Below are 25,740 nucleotides of genomic sequence, written 5' to 3'. Positions count from 1 at the left end.
CCGGGGCCTCAGAGGTACTGGCCGGGCGAGGGGCGTCCGTCGTGCTCCTCCGGGCGCGGCTGCTGCCCCGGCATCCCGCCGGGCGCACCGTGGCCCATGGGCGGCAGCGAGCCGGGCGGCAGAGCCCGGCGCATCTGCGAGAGCTGCGCCTGCGCGGCCATCTGCTGCGCGACGAGCGCCGTCTGGATGCCGTGGAACAGCCCCTCGAGCCAGCCCACGAGCTGCGCCTGCGCGACCCGGAGCTCCGCGTCCGTCGGGACGCTGTCGTCCGAGAACGGCAGCGTGATGCGGTGCAGCTCGTCGACGAGGTCTGGCGAGAGGCCCTCCTCGAGCTCCGTGAGGGACCGCTCGTGGATCTCCGCGAGCCGCGAGCGCGCCGCCTCGTCGAGCGGGGCGTCGCGCACCTCGTCGAGGAGCTTCTTGATCATGCCGCCGATGCGCATGACCTTGGCCGGCTCCTCGATGACGGTCGCCGGGTTGCGGTCGGGGTCGGTCGAGTCGTCGCTCTCGACGACGCTCACCCCCGTGCCGTCAGGCATGACCACGGTGGAACGGCCGGGCTCGTCGTCGCCCTGCGCGGTCGCCGCAGGGTCGGGAGCGGTGGGCTCGTCGGGACGGGGGTCGCGCGGTTCGTCAGCCATGGGTCCAGTCTTGCGCGTGCCACCCCCGCGCGCACCGACGGGCGCGACCCGCCGTCACGGGACGAGCAGCACCTTGCCGAACACCTCGCCCGAGTCGAGCAGCTCGTGCGCGCGCGCCGCCTCGTCGAGCGGCAGGCGCGCGTGCACGACCGGCCGCACCCGGCCGTCCTCCACCAGCGGCCAGACGTGCGTCAGCACCTCGTGCACGATGCGCGCCTTCTCCTGCGGCGGGCGGGCCCGCAGCGTCGTGCCGGCCACCGTGGCACGCCGGGCGAGGAGGAGGCCGAGGTCGAGCTCCGCGCGTCGTCCCTTCTGCATGCCGATGACGACGAGGCGACCGCCCGTGGCGAGGACCTCGAGGTTGCGCGGCAGGTAGGCGGCCCCGACGACGTCCAGCACCACGTCCGCGCCGTGGCCGCCCGACGCGTCCCGCACCGCGGCGACGAAGTCCTCCTCGCGGTGGTCGACGGCGAGGCTCGCCCCGAGCGCCAGGCACCGGTCGGCGCGGCCGCGACCGCCCGCGGTCACCGCGACGTGCGCCCCCAGCGCCGCGCCCAGCTGGACGCCCACCGTCCCGACGCCGCCCGAGCCGCCGTGCACGAGCAGCCACTCGCCGGGCGCCAGGCGGCCCACGTCGACCACGTTGCTCCAGACGGTGCACACCGCCTCGGGGAGGGCGGCCGCGTCCACGAGGTCGACCCCCTCGGGGACGGGGAGCACCTGCGTCGCGCGCACCCGCACCTGCTCCGCGTAGCCGCCGCCGTCGAGCAGCGCGACCACCCGGTCGCCGACCGACCAGCCCGACACAGCGTCCCCGACGCGGGCCACCGTGCCCGAGACCTCGAGGCCCGGCCAGTCGGGTGCGCCGGGCGGGGGAGGGTAGGATCCAGCGCGTTGTAGCAGGTCAGCACGGTTCACGCCAGCGGAAGCGACGTCGACCACGAGCTCGTCCGGCCCAGGGGTCTGGTCAGGGAGCGTGGAAACCGTTAGTTTCTCAGGGCCACCGGGGCCCGATATCGTGACGCCTCGCATCTCGCCGAGACTACGCGGACGGCCCCGGAGGCGCCGGATCACCGACGGGGGCACCGCGTGACGAGGGCGATTGTTCGTGCTCCTCGCGGATTAGGTGTCCGGGGGAAGTGCACCGATAGTTAGTACGCACGACCGGGGAGCGAGCCCGGGAGGCGCCGCTGCCACGCGCGTCGACCATGCCGCCGAACGGGTGGACCAGGTGATGGAGGCAGGTTCGTATGCTCCGCAGGTTGAGCGTCCGCGGGAAGATCCTTGCGGCACTCGCGGTGCCCGTCCTCGTCCTCTTCGCCGCCGCGGCGATCATCTCGGCCCAGGCCATCGGGACCGCGCGCGACGCGAGCCAGACGAGCGCGCTCGTCGCGGCGCTCGCGGCGCAGGACGCGGCCGGGACGGAGATCGCGGCCGAGCGCACGTACTCGTTCCTCGACGCCAACAGCACGCGCGACACGGCCGAGGAGGCCGAGGCGCAGATGATGGCGCAGCGCGAGAAGACCGACCGCGCGCTCGACGCGCGCGACCGCGCGTACGAGCGGCTCAACACCTCCGCACTCGACCCCCGCGTGCGCAAGGCCGTGGCCGACACGATCGGTGACCGGTCTGAGCTCGTGGGTGTCCGCCAGGCGATCGACCGGTCCGGTCTCGGCCAGCTGCAGCGCAACTCGATGTACAGCGACCTCATCGACGCGGCGCTGGACGTGCCGCGCACGCTCGCGGACACCACTCCCGACCGCAGCCTCGCGCAGTACCTCGACACCTACGTGCTCCTCGACGAGCTGCTCGCCCAGCAGGCGCTCGAGCAGCCGCTGGCTGGAGCGGTGCTGCAGGCCGCGCAGGCGGGCCAGCAGAACACCGTCACCAACCAGCAGGCCGCCGTCCTCGTCACCACCGGAGACACGCTCGCCGCCCGCGCGCGCGCCGCGGTCCGCCAGCTGCCCGGGGAGTTCCGCCTCGAGACGCCGACGGCGACCTACAACCAGATCCGGCAGAACCTCATCGGGTCGCGCCCGGCAGCCACCCCGCCCAGCCAGGCGGCGCAGTGGCCGACGCTCTCGCAGGAGGACCGCGACCAGACCGCCCCCGTGCGCGACGCGGTGCGCACCGAGACCGCGGAGAAGGCCTCGGACCTCGCGGGGGCCGCCACGACGCGCGCCGTGATCACCATCCTCGTGACGCTCGCCGCGGTCGTCGCCTCGATCCTCGTGGCCGGCTTCATCGCGCGTGCGATCGTCAACCCGCTGCGGCGCCTCACCGACGCCGCCGAGGACGTCCGTGACCAGCTCCCCAAGCTCGTCGAGCAGGTCGCCGTGCCTGGCCAGGGTCCGGGCATCGACCTCGCGCCGATCACCGTCGAGTCCAGCGACGAGGTCGGCCAGCTCGCCACCGCGTTCAACGACGTGAACCAGACGACGATCAAGGTCGCCCGCGAGCAGGCCGCGCTGCGTGGCTCGATCGCCGAGATGTTCGTCAACGTGGCCCGCCGCGACCAGGTGCTCCTCAACCGCCAGCTCGCGTTCCTCGACGACCTCGAGCGCTCCGAGGAGGACGCGGGCACGCTGTCCAACCTCTTCCGCCTCGACCACCTCGCGACCCGGATGCGCCGCAACGCAGAGTCGCTGCTCGTGCTCGCCGGCATCGACTCGGGCCGTCGGGTGCGCCAGCCGATGCCGGCCTCCGACGTGATCCGTACCGCGTCCTCCGAGATCGAGCTGTACGACCGCGTGCGCCTCAACCTCGTCGTCGACCCGCTCATGCTGGGGCACAACGCGCTCAACGCGGCGCACCTGCTCGCCGAGCTCCTCGAGAACGCCACGATGTTCTCCGAGCCGCACACGCCCGTCGAGGTCACCACCGGCCGCGACGCGGACTTCGTGCACATCACCGTCCGGGACCACGGTCTGGGCATGACGGCCGAGGAGATCGCGGAGGCGAACCGGAAGGTCGCGACGCACGCGGCCTCGGACGTCGTCGGCGCCCAGCGCCTGGGCCTGTTCGTGGTCGGCCGCCTCTCGGAGCGGCTCGGAGCCAAGGTCCGCTTCAGCGCCGGGGGCGACGAGCAGGGCACCGAGGTCGTCGTGTCCTTCCCGGCCGTCCTCTTCGTGCCCGACTCGAACGTCCCGCTCCCGCAGCCGACGGACCCGTTGGAGACGAGCACCCAGGCCGCCGCGCAGCAGCTCACGAGCACGGGCGTGATGCCGGCCCTCCCCGCCGAGCCCGCCGCTCCCGCACCCGTCCCGACGGCGTCCGTCGCGGCCGTGGAGCCCGAGGCGCCCGCCGCCGTGCCGGTCGACCTCGACGCGCTCACCGACGGCACCACGCAGACGGGCATGCCGCGCCGTCGCTCCCGCACGGTCGACCCGGCGGCGGCCGCGCCCAGCGCGTCGTTCGCGTCGGGCCCGCAGACGGGCGCGATCGTGCTCCCGCCGCTCGCGACCCCGGCCCTGCCGGACGAGCTGCCCGCCGCGGACGAGGCCTGGACCCCGCCCGCGGAGGTGGCTCCCGCCGCGTCCGCGCTCCCGAGCCGGTCGCGTGCCGCCGCGACCCCGGTCGAGCCCGTCTCGGCCGAGATCCCGGTGCTCGACGTCAGCACCCGCAGCGCGCTCTTCTCGAGCTTCCGTCCCGTGGGCGAGCGGCCGGTCACCGAGAACCCGGTCGAGCTGCCGGTCGCGCCGGACGTCACGGCGACCGACATCCCGCTGGTGAGCGACGTGCCGACGGCCGAGGCCGCCGTCCACCACGAGGTCGTCTGGACCCCGCCGGAGGTCGCGGAGCAGCCAGCCGCCCCGAACGCCGTCACGGGCGTGGGGCAGGCCTGGGCACCCGAGCAGGGCTGGGCCCCGGAGCAGCCCGCCGAGCAGACGTGGACCCCGGAGCAGCCCGCCGAGCAGACGTGGACCCCGGAGCAGCCCGCCGAGCAGACGTGGACCCCGGAGCAGCCCGCCGAGCAGGCCTGGGAGCCCGAGCCTGCGCAGGAGACCGCGTCCGCGGGCTGGGCGCCGTCGTCGTTCGCCGAGGAGCCGCTCGACGCGACCCGCGTCGTCCCGCCCGTGGCGGCGCAGCCGGAGCAGCCCGCGGCCGAGCGCGCGCCGCTCGCCGACCGGAGCCGGGCCGCGGCCGACGCGACCGAGGTCCGGCCCGTGGCGCCCTCCGCCCCGGAGCAGACGGACGTCCCGGTCGTGGCCGAGGGACGTGCCGCGGACGGCGCCGAGGAGATCCCCGCCGAGCTCTCGTTCGAGGCGCTTCCCCGCTTCGAGGAGCTCATGGCCGACCTCCCGACGCGCCGGTCGCTGCGCGAGAGCCAGGCGCGCAAGCGCGGTCTCTTCGGGCGTCGTCCGCGGACGACCGCCACGCCGCAGGCGACGCGACCCGCCGGCCCCTCGGCCGAGGCGCTCGCCTCGCGCCCGGCCGCGTCGACGCCGGCACCGGCGGCGGCCGCACCCGCGGCGTCGAACCCGGTGGCACCTGCGCCCGCGGCGCCCGCCCCGGTCCAGGCGGCCCCGGCCGCGCGGCAGGAGCCGGGCGCGCCGGCGCGCACGTCCGCGTTCGCGCCGCGCGCCGACCTTCTTGCTGCGCCCACGCCGTCCTTCGCCCCCGAGGCGCCGGCGGCCCCGGTGCAGGAGACGCGGAGCCTCCCCCCGGTCCAGGACGACCCGTACCCCGCGGCCCGGCCGTCCGTGCCCGAGCCGGCGGCCTCCGCCGCCGCGTGGGACGCCGCTCCCGCCAGGGACGCGGCGTCGGGCTACGGTCCGCCGAGCCCGCTCGCCCGGCGCCCGGTCGCGGAGTCCCTCGAGCCGCTGGACGCGGGCTACGTCTCCGACTCGGTCGAGGCGCGGTCGGACTGGATGGCGTCGGCGGTGCTGTACGAGGAGATGTCCACCCTGCTGCAGGGCAGCACCGATTTCCAGGAAGCGACCTTGGCGGACCCGAACGACGGCATCTACCAGCCGCTCAAGGTCGACGCCGCGGCGTCGGGCCTCGCGCGACGCTCGCGCGGCGAGGAGCGCGACGGGTACGTCGACCGCTTCACGGCGCGGATCGACCGCGACCCGGAGCAGCTGCGGGCGCGCCTGTCGGCGTTCCAGTCGGCGACCGCCCGCGGGCGCGTCGAGGGGCAGGACGAGACGAGTTCGACGTGGAACCCCGAGGCCATGGATTATGTCCCTGATTCAGCGCCGCAGGCGCGGTGACGACATGCCGTCTGCGGCAACTGACGAGGAGGAACAGTGAACGCGCTCAGCACCGAGGCCACGAACTTCGGGTGGCTGCTCGACAACTTCGTGCGGACCGTACCGGGCAGCCGGCACACGCTCGTGGTGTCGGCGGACGGCCTGCTCATGGCGATGTCCGACCAGCTCGACCGGACGAGCGGTGACCAGCTCGCCGCGATCGTCTCGGGCATGTCGAGCCTGACCCGCGGTGCGGCCCGCCAGCTCAACGGCGGGAACGTCCGGCAGGCCATCATCGAGATGGACAACGGGTTCCTGTTCCTCATGAACGTGTCGAACGGCTCCGTCCTGGGCGTGGTGGCCGAGGCGAACTGCGACATCGGCCTCATCGGCTACGAGATGGCGCTCCTCGTCTCGCGCACGGAGGCGACCCTGACGCCGCAGCTCATCTCGGAGATGCGGGGTAGCCTTCCGGTCGACGGTGCGACCCGAACCCCGGTGGGATGAGGACTGATCGATGACGAACGTACCTTTCGGCAGCATGGGAGCCCACGACGGGTACGAGGCGGCGACCGTCCGCCCGTACGCGGTGACGGGTGGTCGCGTGCGGTCCGCCACGTCCGACCTCCCGCTCGAGGCGCTCGTCGAGGTCATGCCGGGTGCCGTGAACAGCTTCGGGCTCCCGCCCGAGAAGCGCTCGATCCTCCAGCACGCCGCGCACACGTACGTCTCGATCGCCGAGCTCTCCGCGCTCCTGCGCCTGCCGCTCGGCGTGACGAAGGTGCTCGTCGCGGACCTGCAGGAGGACAACTACATCACCGTCCACACGTCGACCCCGCTCAACGTCCACACGGGTCACGGCAGCAACCACTCGGGTCTGTCCCTGAGCGTCTTGGAGAGTGTTCTCAATGGCATTTCCACCCTCTGACGGCTCGGGGAGCGGGCCGCAGGCAGGGCAGCCGTCCGGGGCGAGCGGGGGTGCGCCCGGCGGTCAGCCGGCGCTGCGCCAGACGGCGTGGGCTCCGGTGAGCGCACCCGTCGGCGTGCCGACCCAGGCGGCTCCGGCGACGCCCGGCCAGCCCGCGGCACCGCAGCAGCCGGCCGCCGCCCAGCCCGTCGCTCCGGCGGCACCGCAGCCGGCGGCACCGCAGCCCGCCGCGCCGGTGGCCACGCAGCCCGCGACGGCTCCGGCCGCACCGCAGCCGGTCGCTCCGGCTCCGGCCGCCGCGCAGCCCGCCCCGGCTCCGGCCGCCGCGCAGCCTGCGTCGGCTCCCGTCGCGCAGGCCGCGGCCCAGCCGCGCACCGCGCCGCAGCCCCTGGCCGCCGCGCAGCCCGTGGCTCCCGCCCAGCAGGCGCCCGCTCAGCCGGTCGCCCCGGTGCAGCAGGCGGCCCCCGCGCGCCCGGTCGCGGCAGCGCCCGCGGCTCCGCCCGCTGCGGCGGCGCAGCCCGGTGGTGCCGCAGCGGCGTCCCGGACCGCGCCGACGGTCGTGAAGATCGTCGTCGCGGGCGGCTTCGCCGTCGGCAAGACGACGTTCATCGGCTCGATCTCGGACGTGGAGCCGCTCAACACCGAGGCCGCGATGACGGAGCACTCGGTAGGCGTCGACGACGCGGGCGGCGTGTCCGACCGCAAGACGACGACGACCGTCGCGATGGACTTCGGCCGCGTCTCGCTGCCGGGCAACCTGTGGCTCTACCTGTTCGGCACGCCGGGCCAGGACCGCTTCCTCTTCATGTGGGACGACCTGGTCCGCGGCGCGATCGGCGCCGTCGTGCTCGTCGACACCGACCGCCTGGAGCAGTGCTTCCCGGCGATCGACTACTTCGAGTCGCGCAACATCCCGTTCGTCGTGGGCGTCAACTGCTTCGACGGCGTCGCCAAGCACAAGCTCGAGGACGTCCGCGAGGCGCTGCAGATCCCGCCGCACGTGCCGATGCTCTACACGGACGCGCGCTCGCGCGCGGCGACGAAGCAGACGCTCATCGCGCTCGTCCAGCTCGCGATGCGCCAGCTCCGCGGCGCGGCCTGACCGCTCCCGCACCCCGCGCCACGCACGACGGCGGGCCGCCCTCCACGGGTCGGCCCGCCGTCGTCGTGCAGGGGCGGGGCGTGCCACAATGGCTCGCCGGGAGGGCTGACAGAGCGGCCTAATGTGACGGTCTTGAAAACCGTTGTGCGGCAACGCACCGGGGGTTCGAATCCCTCGCCCTCCGCCAGTCGTGCCGTCAGGCCGGGTCGGGAGCCGTGCTCCGTCCCGGCCTGACGCGCGCCGGGCGCAGGGCCGCCGGGGCGTGCGCCGGGACCAGCGGGTGCCGCGGTGCGACCGGGCCCAGCACCGCGTACGCAGCGCCGAGCGGCGGGCGCACGTCCTTCTCGCCCGCGTTGGGCCAGAGCGCACAGGCCCGTTCCGCGAGCGCCGTGATCGTGAGCGACGGGTTCACCCCGAGGTTCGCGCTCACCGCGGACCCGTCCATGACGTGCAGGCCGGGCTGACCGTGGACACGGTGGTACGGGTCGATCACGCCCGTCCGCGGCGAGGTGCCGATCGCGCACCCGCCGAGGATGTGGGCCGTCATCGGGACGTCGAAGGGCTCGCCGACGGTCCCTCCGGGCATGCCGCCCATGCGCCGGGCCATGCGCCGTGCGGTGTCGTTCCCGGCCGGGATCCAGGTCGGGTTGGGCGCGCCGTGCCCCTGGCGGGACGTGAGGACCTTGCGGCCGAGGAACCCGCGCCGCAGCGAGGTGGTGAGCGAGTTGTCGTGGCTCTGCATGACGAGCGCGATGATCGTCCGCGACGACCAGCCGCGCAGGTCGGCCATCGCCGGCAGGTCCCGACGTCGGCGCCACAGCTCGCGCAGCCAGGTGCGCCACCGGCTCGGACCACCGTCCGTGAGGACCGTCTGGAGCAGCCCCATGGCGCCCGACCCCTTCCCGTACCGCACGGGCTCGACGTGGGTCCGGGCGTCCGGGTAGAACGACGACGTGATCGCGACGCCGCGCGAGTAGTCGGGCGCGTCGGGCCGTCGCTGGTGGTCGCGACGCCGGACCGTGGCGCCGAGCAGGGCCTCGGAGTTGGTGCGCGTGAGGTGTCCCAGCCGCTCGGAGACCCCCGGCAGGTGTCCCGAGTCCCGCATGGCGTGGAGGAGTCTCTGCGTGCCCAGCGCCCCCGCGGAGAGCACGACGTGGCGTGCCGTGTAGCGCTGCCGTCCTGCCCAGGGGCGCCCCGAGCGGTGGGCGAGGACCTCGTGCAGGACGCCGCCCGCGCCGTCGGGCACGGGCCGCACCTCGGTGACGGTCGTGAGCGGCAGGACCTGGGCGCCGCCGCGCTCGGCGAGGTAGAGGTAGTTCTTCACGAGCGTGTTCTTCGCCCCGACCCGGCACCCCGTCATGCACGCGCCGCACTCGGTGCAGCCGCGCCGCGCGGGCCCGGCCCCGCCGAAGTAGGGGTCGGGGGCGGTGACCCCCGGCTCCCGTGTCCCGCCTCGGCCGAAGAACACACCGACCGGCGCCTTCACGAAGGTGTCGCCCACCCCGGTCTCGCGGGCCACGTCCTCCAGGACGTCGTCCGCGGGGGTGCGCCCGGCGTAGGTGGTGACGCCGAGCATCCGGCGCGCCTGGTCGTACCAGGGCGCCAGCTCGGTCCGCCAGTCGGCGACGTCGGCCCAGGCGGGGTCCGTGAAGAAGTCGTCGAGCGGCTCGTACAGCGTGTTCGCGTACACGAGGCTGCCGCCGCCGACACCGGCGCCGGCGAGGACGAGCACGTCGCGGAGGCGGTGGATGCGCTGGATCCCGAAGCATCCGAGGGCGGGTGCCCACAGGAACGACCGGAGACGCCACGACGTGCGGGGGAGTTCCTCGTCGGTGAAGCGGCGGCCCGCCTCGAGGACGCCGACGCGATAGCCCTTCTCGGTGAGGCGCAGGGCGGTGACGCTCCCGCCGAACCCCGAGCCGACCACCAGCACGTCGAAGTCGGTCGGGACGCGCGGGCCACCGCGCCCGGGTACGTCGGCGGGGGCGGTGCGGGGGACGTCGGCGGCCATGGGCAGACGGTACGTCACGACGGCGCGGGGCTCTGGCCGGGAGGTCCGGGACCTTCGGCGAGTGCCGGGCGCGGGGCGGTGCGGGATCATGGCGTCGTGACGCCTGAGCCCTCCCCGGCCGACGAAGCCGGTCTCGAGCCCGTCGACCTCATCCGCCGGTCGGGCACCGTGCTGCGGATCGGTCGGCTCGCGCTGTCGGCGGGCACCGGCAGCTACCGCGTGAAGTCGCACATGACGCGCGCGGCCCGGGCGCTGGGCCTGGACCGCATCGCGGCGCACGTGACGCTGACGGAGATCACCGCGACGTCGTACCGCGGGCCGATCTTCCGCACGGAGCTCACCGAGGTGCGCTCCATCGGGATCAACGCGGACCGGCTCGCGCAGCTCGAGCGCTTCTCGGCCACGCTGCCGGCGGGGGCCGACCTCGACGAGGTCGACGCGGAGCTCGACCGGATCGCGCGCCGACCGCCGCTCTACGGGGCGTTCCTCAACGCCCTGTGGGCAGGGATCGCGTGCGCCGCGTTCGCGTTCCTCAACCACGGCGGCCTCGTCGAGTGCGGCGCCGTGCTCGTCGCGGCGGCGCTGGGGCAGGGTGTCCGGCGCGCGATGCTGCACCGGGGCATCAACCAGTTCGGCGTGACGATGCTCGCGGCCGCGGTCGCGAGCGTCGCGTACCTGGGGCTCGTGCTGGGGCTCTCCGCGCTGGCCGGGGTCGAGGGCGGCCACGAGGCGGGGTACGTCTCGGCGGTGCTGTTCCTCGTGCCCGGGTTCGCGCTCGTGACGGGCGCGCTCGACCTCGCGAAGCTCGACTTCTCGGCGGGCGTCGCGCGCGTGACGTACGCGCTGATGATCCTCGCGTCCGCGGCGCTGGCGGTGTGGGGCGTCTCGGCTGCCGCGGGCCTCGCCCCGGACCCGGTGCCCGCACCGGTCCTCGCGGAGCCGCTGCTGTTCGGCCTGCGCGCGGTCGCGAGCTTCCTCGGGGTGCTCGGGTTCGCGCTGATGTTCAACAGCCCCTGGGCGATGGCGCTCGGGGCGGCCTCGATCGGCATGGTGGCGAACGTGGGGCGCCTGCTCCTCGTCGACGCCGACGTCGTCCCGCAGGCAGCCGCCGCGGCGGCGGCGCTGCTCGTGGGCCTGCTCGCGGCGACGGTCGCGCCCGCGCTGCAGGTCCCGCGCATCACGGTGTCCGTCCCGGCGGTGGTCATCATGGTCCCCGGCGTCACGGCGTACCGGGCGGTGTACGAGTTCAACAGCGGCGCGACGGCGCAGGCCCTCGCCTACGCCGTCGAGGCGGGTCTCGTGATCGTCGCGCTCGCGATCGGGCTCGCCGTCGCGCGCATGCTCACCGACCGGGAGTGGACCTTCGAGCGGTAGGAGGGGACGCCGTCGGGCCGGCGGTTTGGTCTGGTGGCGACGCCCTTGTACCCTGGGCGACGCAGGCTCTCCGCGGAGTCCTGCGAGGAGACGTCGCATAGTCAGGTCTAGTGCGCCACCCTGCTAAGGTGGTAACGGGGCAACCCGTTCGAGGGTTCAAATCCCTCCGTCTCCGCTCAGGAAGGTCTCGGTGTGCACGCACCCGGGGCCTTTTCTGTTGCCCGGGATCGTGCGGCCTGCACCGCCCGACGCGCGGGCGGGGCGGCCGGGCTCGTGGCCGAGCCCCTGCCGCCCCGGCGCCGTCACCGGCGCTGCGTGACAGCTCGACGTCGGGCCTGCTCCGTGGGCCGTGCCCTACGCCGTGCCGGTCGTCGCGAGCGCCGACCGCACGACGAACCGCGACGCGCCCGCCCCGGCGAGCACGAGCGCGGACGCCCCCAGGACGCACAGCAGGAACTGCAGGGCGACGCTCGCGTTCGTGAAGGCGTTGATGCCGAGGACGGGCACCATGAACAGCAGCACGGCCGCGGTCGCGACGCCTACGCTCACGACGAGCGGCACGAGCGTCTCGCGGAAGCGCGCCCGGTCGAGCGTCCGCAGGTCGGTGCCCGCGAGGACGAGCGTGCGGTACTCGCCGCGCTGGTCGATGACCCGGCCCGCCTGCATGACGCCCGTCGAGACGGCGGCCAGGACGCCCGCGATGGCGAGGGTGAGGAAGCCGCCCGTCTTGATGTCGACGAGGAACTGGGCCTCCGCCGGGTCGGACGCCATGCCCGGGTCGAAGAGCGCGAAGATGCTCGCGAGGCCCGCGATGAACGTCGCGAGCGCGACCCCGCCCACGGACCGCCACGCGGTCTTCGGGTTGTCCACGATCCGCCGCCCGGCGAGCAGCGTGGGCACGCGGCGCGCGGAGCCGGCGGTGATCCTGCCGACGACCCAGATGACGAACGGCCCGACGAGGTTGAGCGTCGCGAAGCCGATCAGCAGGATGACGACGACGACGGTGATCCCCACCGCGGCCGAGCCGAACGACAGGTTGGTCGCGACGATCATCGCGACGGCCGCGAGCCCGGTCGCGAGCAGGCGCACCGCCTTGAGGCCCGGGGGAGTGACGCGCGCGGCGACGCCGAGCGGCGTGATCGCGACGCGCCGGAGGCTGACGAGCGCGGACACGAGCGCGACCGCGACCACGAGCACGACGGCGCCCAGCAGGGCGGGCACGCCGACCCACAGCTCGGCGACGTCGAACGTGCGGCCCTGGAAGCGCAGCTGCGCGACGAGCGGCAGGAGGGCGCCGTAGCCGACCAGCCCGACGAGCGCCCCCGTGACGGCCTGGGCGGCGGCGTCGAGCACCGTGAGAGACGTGACCTGGCCGGTCGTCGCGCCCGCGAGCCGGAGCGCCGCGAGGCGCGCGTCGCGGCGCGCGACGGCGAGCCGCGCGGCCGCCCCGCCGAGCGTCACGAGCGGGATGAGCAGCAGGAGCGAGGCGATGCCCGCGAAGATCGGGTACTGCGTGTCGTACGACGTCACGGCCGCGTCCACGCCCTCCTGCATGCCCTCGATCCCGCCCGCGCGGCCGAGGAACGCCCCGAACCCGCCCACGACGACGAGCAGGATCGCGGTGGTCGTGGCGAACGCGATGACGGCGAGCACGTTGGTCAGGCCCTGCGGGTCGCGCTCGTCGGCGCTGCGGCGGCGCAGGAGCCACCAGAGGTCGACGGTCCTCATCGGGCGTTCCCCTGACCGGGGACGGCCGGGGCGGCCACGTCGTGGCCGGGCGCGAAGAACTCGCCGGAGATGACCCCGTCGCGCATCGTCACCGTGCGCGAGCAGTGCCGCGCGACCCCGGCGTCGTGCGTCACGACGACGAGCGCGGCACCCGAGTCGCGGGTCGCGCGCGTCAGGACGTCGAGCACCTCGGCGCCGGTCGACTGGTCGAGAGCGCCCGTCGGCTCGTCGGCGAACACGACGCCCGGCGACCCGACGAGGGCGCGCGCGATCGCGACGCGCTGCGCCTGCCCGCCGGAGAGCTCGCCCGGCCGGCGCTGCTCCATCCCGGCGAGGCCGAGGTGGGCGAGCCAGCGGGCGGCGACCGCGGTGGCCTCCGCGCGGGCCGTGCCGGCGAGCATGAGCGGCAGCGCCGCGTTCTCGACGGCGGGCAGCTCGGGCAGGAGCTGGCCCGACTGGAAGACGAAGCCGAAGTCCTGGCGGCGCAGGATCGTGCGCCGCGCCTCCGAGAGCGTCGCGACGTCCTCGCCGCGCCACGACACCGAGCCGGACGTCGGCGTGATGATGCCCGCGAGGCAGTGCAGGAGCGTCGTCTTGCCGGACCCGGACGGGCCCATGATCGCGAGCGACTCCCCGGGGCGGACCGTGAGGCTCACCCCCGCGAGGGCGTGCGTCGCGGTCTGCGCGGAGCCGTAGACCTTGGTGAGCGCGCTCGCGACGAGGGGCGAGCCGCCGGGGACGGGAGTGGGGCCGGTGAACGTCATGCGTCGATCGTCCGCCGGGGAGCGGTGTCGTCGCGTCGGGCTGGGGACGGGACGTCGCCCGGCCCGGGTCCGACCGTGGGGGGACCGTGCGGCGTCGTCCGTGCGGCGAGGGTCGGACGGCGTGGCGTCCGTCACGCCGCGGCCTCCGGGCCCGGATCCGGTTTGGGATCAGGGCGAGGACGCGGTAGTGTTCTCGACGGCCGGTGAGCGATCAACGGCCAGCACGACCAGCGCCCGTAGCTCAACGGATAGAGCATCTGACTACGGATCAGAAGGTTGGGGGTTCGAATCCCTCCGGGCGCACAGCGGAACGGCCCCACCCGACGGGTGTGGGCCGTTCGTCGTTTCCCGCGCGTCTCGTGACCCCGCGTCCGGGCGACCGGCCCTCCCGGTTTCCGCACGATCGTGCTACGTTCGCCGGGTGACCAAGGGCGACGACACGCGGCAGGCGATCCTGCACCGCGGCGTGGAGGCTGCGTACCGCGTCGGCCTGGCGGGCCTGACGATCGGTGAGCTCGCGCGTGCCACGGGCATGTCGAAGAGCGGGCTCTACGCCCACTTCCGCTCCAAGGAGTCGCTCCAGCTCGCGGTGCTCGACCAGGCGCGCGCGGAGTTCGTCGACACGGTCGTGGCGCCCGCGCTGCGCACGCCCCGCGGCGAGCGGCGACTGCGCGAGCTGTTCGAGCGCTGGCTCGTGTGCGACCTGCGGCAGCAGCCCGGCGGTTGCCTGTTCGTCAAGGCGGCGACCGAGCTCGCCGCCCAGGAGGGGCCGGTCCGCGACCAGCTCGTGCGCGACCACCAGGACCTGTACGACGCCGTCGCACAGGTCTACCGGACGTGCGTCGCCGAGAGCGGCTTCCGCGACGACGTGGATCCTCAGCAGTTCGCGTCGGAGCTGTACGGGGTGATGCTCGCGCTGCACCACGCGCACGTCTTCATGGCCGACCCGCTGGCCGAGGACCGGGCGCGTCGCGCGTTCGAGGCGCTCCTCGACGGGTCGCGCGCACCCGTGCCGGTCGCCTGAGCGCCTGCCCCGCACCCGACCCACCCCGACGGAGAGGATCCTCGTGACCACCTCGCGAGCCGAGAAAAGCACGACCGTTCGGCTGGAACGACGGCGCGCCGCGCGCCGTCGGAAGGCCGCGGCTCGACTCGCCCTCGTGCGCGCTCGGTTCGCGGTGCTCCAGACGGTGTCGCCTCGACGGGCCGCCCGGCTCGCCCTCGACCTGTGGTGCACCCCGCCCGACGGCGCGGGTCGTCGCCGCGACGACCGCGCCGTCGCCGGTGCGCTGAGCACCGTGACGACGTCGTCCGGCGCGCGGGTCGTCGTCGAGACGTGGGACCCGCACGCCTCCGCGGACGACGCGCACGACGGGACGATCGGCCGGAGGACGGGGACCGGCGTCGTCTACCTCGCGCACGGGTGGGGCGGGCGGCGCGGCCAGCTCGGCGCGTTCGTCGAGCCCCTGCGTGCCGCGGGCCACCGCGTCGTCGCGTTCGACGCGCCGAGCCACGGGGACTCCGGGCCCGGCCGCCTCGGTCCGCGGCGCAGCACGATGCCCGAGCTCGCGGACGCCCTCGCCGCGGTCGTGCGCGAGCACGGGGAGGCGACGGCCGTCGTCGCGCACTCGCTCGGCACGGCGACGACCGTGCTCGCGGTGCGCGACGGCCTGCCCGCGGGGCGCCTCGTGCTCGTCGCGGCGATCGCCGACGTCCTCGGCCAGCTCGACGGGTTCGCCGACCTGCTGGGCCTGTCGCGCCCGACGCGCGAGCTCCTCCGGAGCCGGCTCTCCGACCTGGCCGGGCGCCCGCTGCCCGAGCTCGACGTGCGCGAGACGCTGCGCACCCACCCGGTGCCGCCGGCGCTCGTCGTGCACGACCGCGCCGACAAGGAGGTCCCGTACCCCGTGGGTGCCGCGCTCGCGGCGGCCTGGCCCGAGGGCGAGCTGCTCACGACCGACGGGCTCGGGCACCACCGGCTGCTGCGCGACCCCGACGTCGTGCGGGCGGTCGTCGACTACGTGAGCTCTCCCGCCGCCCGGCCCGACCCGGAGCCCGTCGTCAGGCCGGCGGCCGGTAGCCGGTGACCTGCGTGAGCGCCCGTGCCCGGTTCGAGCGCGCGAGCATCACGCACCCCGGGACGAACGCGCCGAGCAGGAGCGGCCCGACGACGAGCATCGCGGCCCACATCATCAGGGCGAGGTAACCGGCGGCCGAGTTGTTCGACGGGTCGCTGTCCGCGTAGGCGAGCAGGCCGATGCTCAGCGCGCCCGCGGCGACCATGAGGACGACCGGCACCCAGATGAGCACCCAGGCGGTGCGTCGGTACCTCGGTGTGAAGGCGGCCACCGGCGGCGGGGGCGGAGGTGCATACCCCGGTGCCGGATATCCGAGGCCCGGGTGCTTCGGGTGCGCGGAGTGCGGCGGATACCCGGGACCCGGGTGCCCGGGGTGCGGCGGGTAGGCGGGGTGCGGCCCCGCTGGGGGGCCGCCGTACGCGGACCCGTGCCGCGGGTCGTGCGGGGGTTGGGGCGGCGGTGAGGTCACCCGTCCTGGATATCAGGCGTGCGGGCGTCGTGCGCGGACCGTCCGGCGGCGCGCCCGCGTGTCGGCGGGGCCCGGTAGCGTCGGACCATGCCGTCGGACAAGGTCGACCTCAAGGCGTTCCACCGCGAGCTCTACGCGCCGCCCCGCGGCCGGTTCGTCGAGGTGGACGTGCCGACCCTGGCCTACCTCGCCGTCGACGGCGAGGGCGACCCCAACACGGCGCCGGCCTACGGGCAGGCGGTCGAAGCGCTGCTCTCGCTGTCCTACGCCGTGAAGTTCGCGAGCAAGCGCGCGGGGCGGGACTACGTCGTCGGGCCGCTCGAGGGGCTGTGGACGGCCGACGACCCGGGGACGTTCGTGCGCCGCGAGAAGGGCGCGTGGCGGTGGACCCTCCTCGTCCTCCAGCCCGACTGGGTCGACGAGGACACGGTGGTCGCCGCCACGGAGACGCTCCGGGCGAAGAAGGAGCCCCCGGTCGCGCTCGACCTCGTGCGCCGCACGAGCCTCACGGAGGGGCGGTCGGTGCAGACGCTGCACGTCGGCCCGTACGACGACGAAGGCCCGGTGCTCGCCGAGCTGCACGACGTCTACCTGCCCGAGCACGGGCTCACGTTCGCCGGGCCCCACCATGAGATCTACCTGAGCGACGTCCGGCGCACCGACCCCGCGAGGCTGCGCACCGTGCTCCGCCAGCCGGTCCGCCCGGTCTGACGGCGGGCCCGCCCGGTGCCGGCACGCCCGATCAGGCCGTGCGTGCGGCCCGACCCCGCGGCGCGACGTCAGGCGGCGACCCGCCGCCGCGCCCAGGCGAGGTCGGTCGCGTCGAGCACGTCGGTGAGGCGGCGGCCCGCGAGGCCGCGCGCCCAGGCGGGGGCCGCGCCGTCGGGCACGGCCTCCTGGAGCACCCACTCGCGCACGCCGAGACGGCGCAGGTGCGTCCCGAGGGCGAGGAGCTCGGTGCGCGAGTGCACGCTCGGGTCGACGGTCGTGCGCACCTCGTGGTCGACGCCCGAGCGCAGGATCACGGCCAGCGCCTCGAACGCGCGGCGTCCCGACGGGATCGTGCCCGTCACGACGGGGTAGCGGGACGGCAGGTGCTTGATGTCGAGGCCGACCCAGTCGACGAACGGCAGGAGCCGGGCGAGCCGCGCCGGCCACGGGCCGGCCGTGTGGAGCCCGACGTCGAGGCCGAGGCCCCGCACGTCGTCGATCGCGCCGAGCAGCCCGGGGTGCAGGGTCGGCTCGCCGCCCGAGAACACGACGCCGTCGAGCAGGCGACGGCGCGGCGCGAGGAACGCGACGACCTCGGACCAGGGGACCGTGTCCTGCGGCGGCGGGCCGCCGAGCGCGGCGACCGCGCACAGCCCCGGGTGGTGGCAGTAGCCGCAGCGCCACGGGCAGCCCTGGGTGAGGACCGTCGCGACCCGACGGCCGGGCCAGTCCGTGACGGACAGCCGGTCCAGTCCGGCGACCACGAGGCCGGGGCGGGTCATCGGCGGCTCCTTCGGACCACGACGGCCCGGCGGTCCGGACCTCCCGGCGGCGGTGCCGTCAGGACCTCGAACGTATCCTCGCGGGCCCCCGCGCCGGACCGGCCGAAGGTCCCGACCTGGCAGGCCCGATCCGCGCCCGACGCAGGCGCCACGCGGGACGCGCGTGCCGGACGCGGCGGACCCGGGGTCGCGCGCCCTGGGCGGGCGCACGACCCCGGGTCCGGGGGACCGGGACGGTCAGCCGCAGGCGGGCTGCCCGTGCTCCGGCGTCGCGACGGTCTCGCGCTCGTCGGCGTCGTCGGACGGCGCGGCCGTCGCGGTCACGGGGCCGGTGGTGGCCCCGCGGACGGCGAACGACTGGTACGCGTTCTTCCCCGGGCTGACCGCGGGGAAGCTCTTCGTGCCCCACGGGGTGGCGACGTCGACGTCGAGCGGGACGTCGTCGTCGTTCACGACGCGCACCGCCACGTACGCCTTGCCCGCGAGGCACCGCACCTCGGCCGTCGCCGTCACGGCGACCCCGGGGTGGACCGCCGGGTCCGCGGCGCCGGGCGTGAGCACGCGCAGCGCCGTGAGCCCCGGGTCGCCGTCGCGCCACGACGTGCTCAGCGCGACGTACCGGGCCGTGCGGTCCACGGCGAGCCCGCCGCGCGCGTCACCGGCGCCGAGCGTGCCGACGTCGGTGAACGTCCGGCCGTCGTCGCTCACCGAGACGACCGACTCCGGCGCCCCGCCGCGCTCCCACGCGGCGACGACGGTACCGATCTCGCGCGGGGCGCCCAGGTCGGTGACCATGCGGCCGTCCGGCCCGGGGACCCACGCCGTCGCGGCGTCGCCGTCGACGGCGAGCGACGGCGACGTCATGCCCTCGGGCAGCACGGACGCGGGGAACGTGAGCGTGCTGAGGGCGTGGTCCGCGACCGGGAACGGGGTCGCGTCCCGGAGGGTGACCCGCGTGCCCGACGGCGTCGCCCCGACCGTGCGTGTCGCGCCCGTCTCGGCGTGGCGCAGCTCGACCGGCGCCCTGTCGCCGGTGACGCGGAACGAGCGCGCGTCGGCGACGGCGACCGTCACCCCCGCGGGAGCATGCCCGGCCGGCGTGGCGACCGTCGCGCGCGGCGCGAGGACGACGGCGTCGCCCGCGGGGACGGTGACCGCGAGCGTCGAGGCGTCCGCCCCGACGGTCTGGGTGCCGGCGTAGACCGGGACGGCCCCGCCGTCGTGCGGGACGGTGAGGGTCGTCGCGACGTCGGCGCCCGTGAGGTTGAACGCGACGACGTACCCGTCGACCGCGCTCACGAGCACGCCCGCCGTGTCGGCCGTGGGCACGCGGGCCCCGGCCTGCGCGGCCGTCGCCGCGGCGTCGCCCGGGACCATCTCGACGAGCCGGGGCCCGGCCGCGCCGTCGGTGAGCCGCACGACGTGCCGCGTGTCGGTCGCGCGCGAGACGGTCACGGGGGCGTCCGAGCCGCGCACGACGAACCCGGCCTCGCCCTCGACGTTGAGCCAGTCGCCGTCACTGCTCAGCACCTGGTCGCCCGTGTACCGGAACGACGCGGCGTCGTGCCACGTCTGCCCGTCGAGCGACGTCTGGACGCGGTACTCCTGGCCCGCGGCGACCTCCCAGCCGAGCTGGACCTGGCTCACCGCGGTGGGTGCGCCGAGGTCGACCTGGACCCACGAGTCGTGCTTGGTGCGGTCCGCGACCGCGACGGCCCAGCGGGTCGTGGCGGAGCCGTCGGTGACGGCGCTCGCGGGGTTCGACCCGTTGGCGCTCGACGCGGTGGCCGGCTTGCCCGCGGCGACGTCCGTCCCCGTGGGCGAGAAGGCGCGCAGGTGGTAGAGCGAGTAGCCGTACGTCGCGTCGCCGCGCACGCCCTGCATGCGGACGTAGCGCGTGGTGACCGGCGCGGGCTCGTCCGCGCCCGCCGGGGTGAGGTCGACGGTGTCGAGCCGCGCGACGTTCACGTCCGCCGGGGCCTTGCCGTACGCGGTCGCGGTGGTCCACGTCTGGCCGTCGGTCGACGTCTGGACGAGGTACCGCGCGCCCGCGCTCGCCTCCCACGCGAACCGCACGGCGCCCACGGTCGTCTCCTCGCCGAGGTCTACCTGGATCCACGAGTCCGGTCGCGTGCGCTCGCCGACCGCGACGGCCCAGCGGGTCGACGGGTTGCCGTCGGTCACGCGCGCCGCGGTGCGGCCGCCCGCCATGTCCTGGCTGGACGCGGTCGCGACCTTCCCGGCGGCGAGGTCGGTCGTCGACCCCTCGTCGCCGTAGGCGTGGAACGCGAACATCGAGTAGCCGTACTGCGGGTGGCCCTGCTGCCCGAGGAGCCGGACGTACCGCGCCGTGACGGGCGCGAACGACAGGTCGTCGACGCGCGCGGCCTTCGCGTCCGCGGGGTCGGCCGGACGCGTCACGGGGAGCGTCGCGGTGGTCTCGCCCTCGGCGGTCGTGTAGGTGCGCGACCCGTCGAGGCCCGAGTAGCCGTTCATGGCGAGGTTGCGGACCGACAGGCTGGCGTCCTCCGTGCCCGCCCCGGTCGACGCGTAGACGGCGGCACCGGTCGGGAGCGTGACCTGACCCGCGTAGCCGCTGCCGACCCGGAACACCGACGACGTGCCCTCGAAGCCGTCGCGCGGCCCGGTGTACGTCGTCACGTGCCGCTCGTCGACCGTGGCACCGGTCGTCGGGTAGAGGAACGGGGTCGAGCCCGAGACGTGGAACAGCCACGAGTCGTGCGCGGGGACCCAGGGGAACTTCACGAAGCCCTTGCGGCTCGACGCCGCGGCCCACGCGTCCGCCGTCTGCTGGACGGTCAGGCCCGGCCCGGCGCCGAAGTCGCGCACGCCGGAGAGGCGCTCGAAGAACTCGTCCTGCGGCGTCGGCTCGACGGGGCCCTCGGGCGACTCGGCGGCCTCGACGTGCAGGAGGTAGGAGATCGCGATCTCCGCGCGGGCCTCGGGCTCGTACTTGGGCTCGCCCGAGAACTTCGCGAGCCGGTAGACCGGCGCGTACGACTGGTAGTCCTCGAGCGCGGCGGCGAGGTTCGCCTCGGCGCGCGCGGCGTCGGGGTCGCGCAGGACCTGGCCGAGGAACGCCATCGGGATGGCGTCGCGGCCGTAGAGGAACTCGCGGTCGGCGACCATGGGCATGAACGGCTCGCCCGCGTCGGACATGACGAGCTTGATCGACTCCCACAGCTCCGCCGAGTTGGGCTGGTGCGTGAGGATCTCCGGCAGCGGCTCGTCGCGCAGGAGGAAGTGGATCGCGTTGCGCCCGCCTGACCGCCAGATGTCGGACTGGTAGTGCGGGCCGAACGACCCGTGGTTCTCCACGAGGTACGTGTCGTGGATGGTCTGCATGGTGTTCGTCGACACGGGCCTGCCCGCGACGACGGCCGGGTTGTTCCGGTCGGCCGTCGGCTGGCCCGCCGCGTTGCGGCCCCAGTCGCCGAGCTGCTCGGCCCAGCGCGCGGCGTCGGGGACGTCGGGCGCCCACGCGAGGCCGGGCGCGAGGGCCTGCGTGTAGACGCCGACCTCCTCCTGCGCGGTGTCGCCCTCGTGCTTGCCCGTCGGCCAGTCCGCGGTCCACGAGCCCGAGAGCGGGTCCTTGCCGAAGTCGAGGTCGGCCGTGTACGTCGACTGGCCCGTCGCGATCGTCGTGAGGTTGGCCTGCGTCGTGGCGTCGAGCTCGTCCCACAGCAGCGTCCCGGCCGCGAGGAAGTAGGACTGGAACGTCGAGTCCCAGAACAGCTTCTTGCCCCACGCGCCCGCCGGGTCCACGAACCGGTTGGTCGCTGCGTAGTGCCGGATCGTCGCGAGCGTGCGGGCACGCAGCGTCTCCTCCGGGACCCCCGCGAGCTCGGCGTCGTACTCGCCGTGGGTCAGGAGCACGGCGTTGCCCAGCACGACGGCGAAGTTGAAGTCCTTGAGCTGGTACACCCCGGCGGACTCGTCCCAGACGGTCTCGACCCAGCGGGTGTGCCGCAGCAGGGCGCCGTAGTAGTCGGCGGCGGTCGCGTCGGGGGCGCCGTACGCGGGCGTGGCATCGGCCGTGGTCGACGCCGGGGCCGCGGGCGGGGCGGCCGGCGCGCCCTGGGCGGTCCCGGGGGCCAGGAGGAGGGAGCCGGCCGTCGCGAGGGCGAGGGCGGCGGTCGTGCTGCGGCGTCGCGCGCGGCGCGCGGCCGGAGGCCGGGCGGGTGATCGGGTCATGGTGGGGTCTCTCGTCGTCGTCGTCGTCGGGAGCGGGGTCCGCCGTGGACGGCGGTGCGGCGCGAGGTGCGGGTGCGGGGTGCGGAGCGCCGGTGCCCGCCATCCTGACAGCGCTGTCTGGCAGAGTCCAGAGGTTCGGCGAAACTGCCGCGGGTGAAGCCGCGGGCGGTGGGAAACGCGTCGAGGCCCGTCGGGGAGCGTGGCGGTGGCCATGCTCCCCGACGGGCCTCGGGACCGCGGTGGGCGGCCGGTCGGGTCAGCCCTTGACCGAACCGGACATCAAACCCCCGACGAAGTACTTGCCGAGGACGATGTACACGAGCAGCGTCGGGAGCGACGCGAAGAGCGCGCCGGCCATCGAGACGCCGTAGTTCTGCAGCAGCGCGCCGTTCGCCAGGTTGTTCAGCGCGAGCGTCACGGGGCCGTTCTGGCTGGAGGAGAAGAACACCGCGAAGAGGAAGTCGTTCCACGCGGACGTGAACTGCCAGATGAGCACGACCACGAAGCTCGGGATCGAGATCGGCAGGATGATCGACCAGTAGGTGCGCAGCATCCCGGCGCCGTCGACGCGCGCTGCCTCGACGAGCTCGTGCGGCACGGTCATGTAGTAGTTGCGGAAGATGAGCGTCGTGATGGGGATGCCGTAGATGACGTGCAGCAGGATCAGCGACGGCACGCCGCTCGGGATGCCCAGGCCCAGCACGAGCTGGTTGAGCGGGATCATCACGGCCTGGTACGGGATGAACATCCCGAAGAGGATGAGCGTGAAGACGATGTTCGCGCCCTTGAACGACCAGCGGGAGAGCACGAACCCGTTGAGCGACCCGAGGAAGGCCGCGATGATCGCGGACGGCACGACCATCTGCACCGTGCGCCAGATGGCGGGGGACAGCGCGGTCCACGCCGTCTGCCAGTTCTCCGTCGTCCACGTCTGCGGGAGCGACCACGCGCGCGCCGGCGACGCGTCGCCCGCGCCCTTGAAGCTCGTCACGAAGAGCACGTAGACGGGGATGAGGACGATGACGAGGAACAGCACGAGCGCCGCGTACTTGAGCGTGCGGCCGACCGAGAAGCGTTCGCGCGGCGTGCGGCGCGCGGGCCGGCGCGGCGTGCCGACGACGTCGGGGGCGGGGACGGCCGGCGTCGAGGTGGTCGTCATCGCTTCTCCTGACGGTTGGTGCGGATCAGGTAGGGCACGATGACGACGGCCACGATGATCAGCAGGATCGAGCCGACGGCTGCCGCGTTGGCGTAGTCGAAGCTCGACTTGAAGACGTACATGTCGACGGCCGGAACCTTGGTCTGGTAGTTCGCGGGCTTCGAGATCGACATGATGAGGTCGAACGCCTTGAGCGACATGTGGCCGATGATGATGAGCGCCGAGAGCGCGATGGGCGAGAGCTGTGGGAACAGCACGTGGCGGTAGAGCTTCCACTCGCTCGCGCCGTCCATGCGGGCGGCCTCGCGCAGCTCGTCGGGGATGCCGCGGAACCCGGCGAGGAACAGCGCCATGACGTAGCCGGAGAGCTGCCAGATCGCGGGGATCGCGATGGCTGTGATGCCCCACGTGACGTTGTTCCACCAGTTGTTCTGCAGGAAGTCGAGCCCGACGATCTGGAACAGCCGGTTGAGGCCGCTCGCCTGCTCGCCCTGGTTCGAGTTGAGCAGCCAGCGCCACACGACACCGGACGCGACGAACGACACGGCCATGGGGAACAGGTAGACGGAACGGAAGATCCCCTCGCCCTTGACGGGCTTGTCGAGCATCCACGCCCACAGGAAGCCCATGAGCATCGTGCCGGCGAGGAAGACCACCGTGTAGAGCACGAGGTTCTTCAGCGAGTGCTGGAACGCCTCGCTGCCGAGGAGGGCCGTGTAGTTCTCGAACCACACGACGACCGACGGCTTCTGGCCCGTGGCCTGTGCCGCGGTGTGGTTGTCCGTGATCGACGTCTGGAAGTTCGCGCCGATCAGGCCGTAGACGAACACGCCGACGAGGATCAGCGAGGGCGCGAGCAGCAGCAGCGCTGGGCCGGCGCGTCGCAGTGACTTGAGCATGGTGGGTCTTCCCGGTCGTGGGGGCGTGGGCCGCGGCGCGGGGAGCGCCGGCGTCCCGGGGACGTGTTCCGGTCGCGCTGGTCCGCCGCGCGCCGTCGGGACGTGCCCGACGACGCGCGGCGGCTCCGGCGGAGCGGTGTCAGCCCTGCGCGGTGGCGGCGGCGAGCTCGGACTGGTAGGTCGCGAGGTCGGACCCGCCCGACGTGAACTTGCTCGTCGCGTCGGAGATCGCGTTGAGCGTCGCGACCGGGGCGGCGGCGCCGTGCGCGAGCGAGGAGACGATCGTGTCGTTGCCGAACGACTCGATCGCCGTCTGCTGGTACTCCGAGAACTCGGCGGGGTCGGCGTCGGTGCGGGCCGGGATGGAGCCCTTGGCCTTGTTGAACGCGACCTGGCCCTCGAGCGAGCCCACGGTCTCGAGCCACGCCTTGGCGCCGTCGGGGTGCGGGGCGCCCACCGGGAGGGTGAACGAGTCGGCGAGGAAGTCGAACACGCCGTCGGTGCCCGGGACGGGGAACGCGGTGAAGTCGGTGCCGAGCGTCTTGCCCTGCTCCTCGAACGCCGCGACGGCCCAGTCGCCCATGACGTTGAACGCGGCGTTGCCGTCGATCACCATCTGGGTCGCCTCGGGCCAGTCGAGCCCGTCACGGTCGGTGTTGGTGTAGCTCATGAGCTTCTCGAAGTCCTCGAGGGCGGCCGTGACCTCGGCACCCTCCCAGTCCGTCGAGCCGTCCCACAGGCCGTTGTAGCCCTCGGCCCCGAGGTCCGCGAGGAGCACGGTCTCGAGGAGGTTGACCTGGGTCCAGGTCGTCGCGACCGACAGCGGCGTGACGCCCGCGGCCTTGAGCTTGTCGAGGTCCGCCATCCAGGCGTCGAGGTCCGCGTAGGTCGCGGCCGGGTCGACGCCGTTGGCCTCGAGGACCGTCGGGTTCGCCCAGACCACGTTCGCGCGGTGGATGTTCGACGGGATCGAGTAGATCGCGCCGTCGTCGGACTTGAGGCGGTCCACGAGGTCGGCCGGGAAGACGTCGGTGAGGCCGAACTCGTCGTAGAGCGAGGAGACGTCCTCGATCTGCGCGGCGTCGATGTAGTCCTGGAGCTCGGCACCGGCGTGCGCCTGGAACGTGTCCGGCGGGTCCTGGGCCTGGAGGCGGGACTGGAGGAGGTCCTTGGCGGCCGAGCCGGCGCCGCCGGCGACCGCGCCGTTGATGAACTCCACGTCGGGGTGCTGCTCCTCGAACACGCCGACCAGCGCGTCGAGACCCGCCTTCTCGGAGCCGGCGGCCCACCAGGTGAAGACCTCGACCTCGTCGCCGCCCCCCGAAGCGCCCCCGTCACCGGTGCCCCCGTCACCGGAACCACCGCCGCTGCACGCGGCGAGTGCGAGACCCACGAGGGCGGCCGTCGCCACCGTCGCGCTCGTCCTGCGATCGATTCGCATCGTGATATCCCTACGCCTTCTTCGGTCGTGGGGGACCGGCGGACGACCACGTCGCACCGGCCGGGCGCATCGGTGCGCCCTCGAACCCGAGGCCCATACAACGGCGGCCGACGCTTGATGTCAAGAAATGAACGCAAGCGACGCCGAATCGTGATGTTCGCGTCAAGGCATGGATTCAAGGCCGAGCGCCGCGCGGCCAGCATCATTCTGACAGCGCTGTCCAATTCCTGTCGAGCCCTGCCC

At 74.4% G+C, this 25,740-nt stretch carries 19 protein-coding genes and 3 tRNA genes; 11 read left to right on the top strand and 11 right to left on the bottom strand.

Annotated features, from left to right (window positions below):
- Positions 1-8: 8 nt before the first annotated feature.
- Both RDI86_RS05990 and RDI86_RS05985 read right to left on the bottom strand, forming a co-directional pair.
- A complete protein-coding gene (locus tag RDI86_RS05990) occupies positions 9-641 on the bottom strand; it encodes a bacterial proteasome activator family protein (RefSeq protein ID WP_308820935.1) in 633 nt (210 codons plus the stop codon).
- 54 nt (positions 642-695) lie between these two features.
- A complete protein-coding gene (locus RDI86_RS05985) occupies positions 696-1,673 on the bottom strand; it encodes an NAD(P)H-quinone oxidoreductase (protein ID WP_128957634.1) in 978 nt (325 codons plus the stop codon).
- 230 nt (positions 1,674-1,903) lie between these two features.
- On the opposite strand from RDI86_RS05985, the gene RDI86_RS05980 reads away from it, so the two are divergent.
- The 5 genes from RDI86_RS05980 to RDI86_RS05960 all read left to right on the top strand — a co-directional run bounded on the left by RDI86_RS05980 (position 1,904) and on the right by RDI86_RS05960 (position 8,053).
- Positions 1,904-5,857, top strand: coding sequence for an ATP-binding protein (locus tag RDI86_RS05980; RefSeq protein ID WP_308820934.1), 3,954 nt, complete (start codon positions 1,904-1,906; stop codon positions 5,855-5,857).
- Between the two features lie 36 nt (positions 5,858-5,893).
- Positions 5,894-6,343, top strand: a complete 450-nt coding sequence (locus RDI86_RS05975; RefSeq protein WP_021483502.1) for a roadblock/LC7 domain-containing protein — start codon at positions 5,894-5,896, stop codon at positions 6,341-6,343.
- Between the two features lie 34 nt (positions 6,344-6,377).
- Positions 6,378-6,764, top strand: coding sequence for a DUF742 domain-containing protein (locus tag RDI86_RS05970; protein WP_031317001.1), 387 nt, complete (start codon positions 6,378-6,380; stop codon positions 6,762-6,764).
- A gap of 448 nt (positions 6,765-7,212) precedes the next feature.
- A complete protein-coding gene (locus RDI86_RS05965; RefSeq protein WP_061267205.1) occupies positions 7,213-7,866 on the top strand; it encodes an ATP/GTP-binding protein in 654 nt (217 codons plus the stop codon).
- Positions 7,867-7,965: 99 nt separating this feature from the next.
- Positions 7,966-8,053 (top strand) — tRNA-Ser (locus RDI86_RS05960).
- Positions 8,054-8,062: 9 nt separating this feature from the next.
- Here the strand turns inward: RDI86_RS05960 and RDI86_RS05955 are convergent.
- Positions 8,063-9,877 (bottom strand): GMC oxidoreductase, encoded by a 1,815-nt coding sequence (locus RDI86_RS05955; RefSeq protein ID WP_163188902.1) that lies wholly within the window; start codon positions 9,875-9,877, stop codon positions 8,063-8,065.
- A gap of 96 nt (positions 9,878-9,973) precedes the next feature.
- Between RDI86_RS05955 and RDI86_RS05950 the strand changes: the two genes are divergently transcribed.
- On the top strand, positions 9,974-11,251 hold the full coding sequence (locus tag RDI86_RS05950; protein WP_163188901.1) for a threonine/serine exporter ThrE family protein: 1,278 nt from the start codon (positions 9,974-9,976) through the stop codon (positions 11,249-11,251).
- Between the two features lie 86 nt (positions 11,252-11,337).
- Positions 11,338-11,426, top strand: a tRNA-Ser gene (locus RDI86_RS05945).
- Positions 11,427-11,605: 179 nt separating this feature from the next.
- Here RDI86_RS05945 and RDI86_RS05940 read toward each other — a convergent pair.
- Together RDI86_RS05940 and RDI86_RS05935 are read right to left on the bottom strand one after the other, a co-directional pair.
- Complete coding sequence (locus tag RDI86_RS05940) at positions 11,606-12,979, bottom strand: hypothetical protein (protein ID WP_061267187.1); 1,374 nt, start codon at positions 12,977-12,979, stop codon at positions 11,606-11,608.
- Positions 12,976-13,743, bottom strand: a complete 768-nt coding sequence (locus tag RDI86_RS05935) for an ABC transporter ATP-binding protein (RefSeq protein WP_308820933.1) — start codon at positions 13,741-13,743, stop codon at positions 12,976-12,978. The genes RDI86_RS05940 and RDI86_RS05935 overlap by 4 nt, the downstream gene beginning before the upstream one ends.
- Positions 13,744-13,973: 230 nt before the next feature.
- On the opposite strand from RDI86_RS05935, the gene RDI86_RS05930 reads away from it, so the two are divergent.
- The 3 genes from RDI86_RS05930 (at position 13,974) to RDI86_RS05920 (ending at position 15,830) form a co-directional block, all read left to right on the top strand.
- Positions 13,974-14,046 (top strand) — tRNA-Arg (locus tag RDI86_RS05930).
- Between the two features lie 118 nt (positions 14,047-14,164).
- Positions 14,165-14,767 (top strand): TetR/AcrR family transcriptional regulator, encoded by a 603-nt coding sequence (locus RDI86_RS05925; protein ID WP_031316900.1) that lies wholly within the window; start codon positions 14,165-14,167, stop codon positions 14,765-14,767.
- Positions 14,768-14,903: 136 nt separating this feature from the next.
- Positions 14,904-15,830 (top strand): alpha/beta fold hydrolase, encoded by a 927-nt coding sequence (locus RDI86_RS05920; RefSeq protein WP_308820932.1) that lies wholly within the window; start codon positions 14,904-14,906, stop codon positions 15,828-15,830.
- Here the strand turns inward: RDI86_RS05920 and RDI86_RS05915 are convergent.
- Positions 15,805-16,053, bottom strand: coding sequence for a hypothetical protein (locus RDI86_RS05915; protein ID WP_076403714.1), 249 nt, complete (start codon positions 16,051-16,053; stop codon positions 15,805-15,807). The genes RDI86_RS05920 and RDI86_RS05915 overlap by 26 nt on opposite strands.
- A gap of 324 nt (positions 16,054-16,377) precedes the next feature.
- Here RDI86_RS05915 and RDI86_RS05910 point away from each other — a divergent pair, with 324 nt between their 5' ends.
- A complete protein-coding gene (locus tag RDI86_RS05910; RefSeq protein ID WP_308820931.1) occupies positions 16,378-17,001 on the top strand; it encodes a GyrI-like domain-containing protein in 624 nt (207 codons plus the stop codon).
- A 68-nt stretch (positions 17,002-17,069) separates the two neighbouring features.
- Here the strand turns inward: RDI86_RS05910 and RDI86_RS05905 are convergent, their stop codons facing one another.
- The 5 genes from RDI86_RS05905 to RDI86_RS05885 all read right to left on the bottom strand — a co-directional run bounded on the left by RDI86_RS05905 (position 17,070) and on the right by RDI86_RS05885 (position 25,497).
- On the bottom strand, positions 17,070-17,783 hold the full coding sequence (locus tag RDI86_RS05905; RefSeq protein ID WP_168946268.1) for an anaerobic ribonucleoside-triphosphate reductase activating protein: 714 nt from the start codon (positions 17,781-17,783) through the stop codon (positions 17,070-17,072).
- A gap of 237 nt (positions 17,784-18,020) precedes the next feature.
- The gene (locus RDI86_RS05900) at positions 18,021-21,998 is read right to left on the bottom strand and encodes a discoidin domain-containing protein (protein WP_308820930.1); all 3,978 of its coding nucleotides are present in this window, start codon (positions 21,996-21,998) and stop codon (positions 18,021-18,023) included.
- Positions 21,999-22,254: 256 nt separating this feature from the next.
- Complete coding sequence (locus tag RDI86_RS05895; RefSeq protein ID WP_074805223.1) at positions 22,255-23,157, bottom strand: carbohydrate ABC transporter permease; 903 nt, start codon at positions 23,155-23,157, stop codon at positions 22,255-22,257.
- Positions 23,154-24,056 carry a carbohydrate ABC transporter permease gene (locus RDI86_RS05890; RefSeq protein ID WP_061267180.1) on the bottom strand — a complete coding sequence of 301 codons (903 nt, stop codon included), beginning with the start codon at positions 24,054-24,056 and terminating at the stop codon, positions 23,154-23,156. Before RDI86_RS05890 ends, RDI86_RS05895 begins: the two co-directional genes overlap by 4 nt.
- A 139-nt stretch (positions 24,057-24,195) precedes the next feature.
- Positions 24,196-25,497 (bottom strand): ABC transporter substrate-binding protein, encoded by a 1,302-nt coding sequence (locus RDI86_RS05885; protein ID WP_061267179.1) that lies wholly within the window; start codon positions 25,495-25,497, stop codon positions 24,196-24,198.
- Between the last annotated feature and the right edge of the window lie 243 nt (positions 25,498-25,740).

The organism is Cellulosimicrobium sp. XJ-DQ-B-000 (assembly GCF_031119065.1).
GTDB classification, from domain to species: domain Bacteria; phylum Actinomycetota; class Actinomycetes; order Actinomycetales; family Cellulomonadaceae; genus Cellulosimicrobium; species Cellulosimicrobium funkei.
The sequence above is the reverse complement of the archived record's forward strand: the minus strand, read 5'-3'. Positions and strand labels throughout refer to the sequence as shown.